Origin of the sequence: Streptococcus mitis (assembly GCF_047464965.1) — a bacterium.
Lineage (GTDB): Bacteria > Bacillota > Bacilli > Lactobacillales > Streptococcaceae > Streptococcus > Streptococcus mitis_DU.
In genome coordinates this window covers 1-514 of the sequence record NZ_JASHAT010000028.1, presented here as the reverse complement: position 1 = coordinate 514, position 514 = coordinate 1, and the positions used below count along the sequence as shown (strand labels likewise).

The window sequence follows — 514 nt, the reverse complement described above, 5'->3', positions numbered from 1 at the left end:
CTTGATTGGAAGGATTACCAGTGTCTTCTTGACGATTTATGGGCTCATATTTTTTGGCTGTTTATCAGCTGTTATTATTAATTATTATACCGATTTAAATAAGGAAAGAGGAGAGGACAAATGACTGGAAACTATTCAACACGTGAATACCGTGAGAAATTATATGATGATCTTCATGTTCGATTAAGAGATACAGTGATTTTGATGTGTGCGATTTTTATTGCCTCTATCGGCCTAAATATGAATTCAACAGCTGTCATTATTGGAGCCATGCTGATTTCCCCTCTTATGACACCGATTGTTGGACTGGGGTTTGGTTTAGCTATTTTTGATACGCGTTTAATCAAGCAATCTCTAGAGGTTTTATTTACCCAAGTATTGGTCAGCTTGCTTGTCTCGACTCTGTATTTCTGGATTTCTCCCTTGTCTTATGCAAGTAGCGAGTTGATCGCACGAACCTCTCCAACCATTTGGGATGTTCTCATTGCTATTGCTGGTGGGATTGCTGGTGTGA

The 514-nt window shown here is 38.9% G+C and carries 1 protein-coding gene and 1 pseudogene; both read left to right on the top strand.

The annotated features are described in order from the left end of the window. Positions 1 to 124, top strand: a pseudogene (locus tag QM408_RS09265) (two pore domain potassium channel family protein); the annotation flags it as partial. Next, positions 121 to 514, top strand: a 394-nt coding sequence (locus tag QM408_RS09260) for a DUF389 domain-containing protein (protein WP_414374365.1), incomplete at its 3' end; no start/stop codon positions are given. The pseudogene QM408_RS09265 and the gene QM408_RS09260, both read left to right, overlap by 4 nt.